A 2,894-nucleotide genomic window follows, 5' to 3' on the forward strand; every position below is an offset into this window, starting at 1 on the left:
AGATGCCTTCACCGGACGCATACACGCAAGCGCCTGGTGCGCGAGAAGCCCTAGCCACTATCGGTACCAGAGGCCATCAATCAGGTGTGGTCGATGGACTTCATGCATGACCAGTTGGAGGACGGCAGAAGCTTCAGGCTGCTCAACATCATCGATGACTTCAACCGCGAAGCACTGGGCATCGAGGTCGACTTCTCGCTGCCCACGCTGCGGGTGATCCGCACGCTCACACAGGTCATAGCCTGGCGTGGCAAGCCGCAGGTCATTCGCTGCGACAACGGTCCGGAATACATCAGCGCGGCCATCGAGGCCTGGGCCAAGTCATGGGGCATCCGCTTTGAGCACATCGAACCGGGCAAGCCACAACAGAACGCCTATGTCGAACGCTTCAACCGCACGGTGCGCTACGAATGGCTCTCGCAGTACCATTGGACAGACCTTGATGAAGTCAGGCTGTACGCCACCCAATGGATGTGGATGTACAACCATGAGCGCCCAAACATGGCCTTGGGCGGTATCACCCCCAAGCAGCGGTTGGCCATGGCCGCATAGCTCTACTTCTCAGAGCTCTGGTTAATGGGGGGATTACCCACTTCGGGCAGATGGAGGCCAACGACGTCAAGCGGCTGAAGACGCTGGAGCTGGAGAACGCCCGGCTCAAGAAGTTGCTGGCCGAGCGAGACCTCGACATCGAGGTGCTCAAGGAGATCAACGCAAAAAAATGGTGAGCCCGCTTGTGCGGCAGCAGGGGAGCTTACGGAGCCACATGTGGTGAATCACGATGCCACACTCACCAAAATGACTTTTCCTGAATTGGCCGCGTCTGGTATCCAGCACTGTGATGTGGTGCTGCGACGCAAGGTCTGAACAGGGCTAAGTTCTACTTGGCGCGCATGTAGCACGCCAAGTATTGGTCAATGCAGCGATCCCAGCTGAACTGATCAGCCCATTTTTGGATGCGGTCTGACAGATTGATCTCGTGGGCTCTGCGCGCCTCGCCATCCAGGATGGTCTGCTTCATGGAGTCGGGGTCGAGTTGGTCGAAGTAAGAGGCCAACTCGCCGCCAATTTCGGGAAGACAGGTTGCTCGACTGAGAAACACTTGCTTGCCCAGGCTCATGGCTTCGATGGGTGGAAGGCCGAAGCCCTCTGTCGATGATGGGAATATCAGGCCAGCACAATGCCCGTAAAGCCATGCTTTTTCCTGATCCGAGACATCGAAGAGCATTCGCATGTTTGTCAGGCCTCGGTGCCGAATCTCCTTGAGGTGGGCTTCGGTTTCATCGCATCGCGGACCTGCCAGCACAAATTGTCGCTCTGTCCACGAGGTCGCCAGATCAATGATGCGGTCCACATTTTTGTTTGGCGCCATGCGTCCAATGTGGAAAAAGTACTCGGCTGGCAAGGGTTCAAGCGGAGCAACCTGCGAGACCGCCCTGAGGTCGCGGACACCGTTGTAGATGCGATGTGCTGGCTGACGCAAATTGGTGAACCGACGCAGGTCTGCGAGGACGTGGTCGCTGATGCAGACGATTTCGTCCGCACGCTGTAGAAGCGACAATTGTCTGCGCATGCCCCGCCAGAGCGATCCCCCTGTTTTCATGTAAACCAGATTCAGGTCGTGGAGCGTGGTGATGACGTGCCGTGTGAACAGCGGAGGGCGTTGACGAATGTGCTGATGCAGGCTGTGCCAAACATCAAAGCGCATTCTTGTGAAGTGAAGTCTGCGTTGATGTTTGGTCAGAGGCAGGTAATCGACATCGTTGCCAAAGTGACCATGCCACTTGGCCGGAAGGTGAAAGTGAAAATGGACGCCGTGCTCCTGCTTCAGCATCCTGGCTCTGTTGGCGATGTGCAGGCCAAATTGATTGGAGAATTCTCCAAGGCCATCGTGAAAGTGCTTCAGTTCGCCAAAACCGATACCAATGTGGCGTGTCTTCTTCGTCATCTGACGGTGTCTCGTGTTGGCCGGATCAGGCCGCGGTTATCGGTGCCAAACTGGCGGGGCATTGTCATCGATGCGAATCTGTTTGCGTCAAGTGTTGCTGAACGTAGTCGGTAACACCCGACTCCAATGTGTGGAATGCACTGGAGAAGCCTGCGTCGTACAGTTTGCCCATGCGCGCTTCGGTGAAGTACTGATAGTTCGGCCGAATGCTCTCCGGCATGTCCACGTACTCGATGTTCACCGGCTTGCCTAAAGCGGTGCCAATGGCCTGCATCAGGTCGACAAAGCTGCGAGCCTGCCCGGTACCGAGGTTGAACACGCCGCTGACCTGCCGGCTCTCAAGCAGCCACATCATCACGGCGCAGCAGTCCTTGACGTAGACGAAGTCGCGCAACTGGCCACCGTCAACGTAGCCTTCCTTGTGTGACTTGAACAGGCGGATGGTTTCGCCGCGCGCGATCAGTGCCGTGTTCTTGGCCACCAGGCTGCGCATGTCGCCCTTGTGGTACTCGTTGGGGCCGTAGACGTTGAAGAACTTCAGGCCTGCCCATTGCGGCGGGGCCTTGCCCTCCGATGCTCGCTCGATGGCCCACTTGTCGAACTGGTGCTTGGACCAGCCGTACAGGTTCAGCGGGGCGAGCTTGTCGAGGGCCTCAGGGGTGTCGTTGTCATCGAAGCCTTCGTCGCCATCGCCATAGGTGGCGGCCGACGAAGCGTAGATGAAGGGCGTGCCGGTTTCTGTGCACCACCTCCACCATGCCATGGTGGCGTGCAGGTTCACGCGCAGGATCTCGTCACCATCGGTGGACGTGGTCGAGGAGTTGGCGCCCATGTGAAACACCGCGTCGGCAGGCTTGAGGTGCGGCAGCAGCTTGTCGAGTTCGCGGTAATCCACCAGGTCGACAAAGCGCCGCTTGGCGATGTTCTTCCACTTGCCTTGTGTGCC

At 57.8% G+C, this 2,894-nt stretch carries 2 protein-coding genes and 2 pseudogenes; 2 read left to right on the plus strand and 2 right to left on the minus strand.

What is annotated here, in order from left to right; all coding sequences use genetic code 11:
* Both B2W70_RS14145 and B2W70_RS14150 read left to right on the plus strand, forming a co-directional pair.
* Nucleotides 1-552, plus strand: a pseudogene (locus B2W70_RS14145) (IS3 family transposase); the annotation flags it as partial.
* 41 nt (nucleotides 553-593) lie between these two features.
* Nucleotides 594-722 (plus strand): annotated as a pseudogene (locus tag B2W70_RS14150) (IS3 family transposase); the annotation flags it as partial.
* A 158-nt stretch (nucleotides 723-880) separates the two neighbouring features.
* On the opposite strand, the gene B2W70_RS14155 reads toward B2W70_RS14150, so the two are convergent.
* A complete protein-coding gene (locus B2W70_RS14155; RefSeq protein WP_286746632.1) occupies nucleotides 881-1,948 on the minus strand; it encodes a glycosyltransferase family 4 protein in 1,068 nt (355 codons plus the stop codon).
* Between the two features lie 64 nt (nucleotides 1,949-2,012).
* Nucleotides 2,013-2,894: ADP-glyceromanno-heptose 6-epimerase (rfaD, locus tag B2W70_RS14160; RefSeq protein ID WP_286746634.1), on the minus strand; the 882-nt coding region annotated here is incomplete at its 5' end.

The sequence above is a fragment of the Aquabacterium sp. UBA2148 genome (genome assembly GCF_002328915.1).
Taxonomy (GTDB): Bacteria; Pseudomonadota; Gammaproteobacteria; order Burkholderiales; family Burkholderiaceae_C; genus Aquabacterium; species Aquabacterium parvum.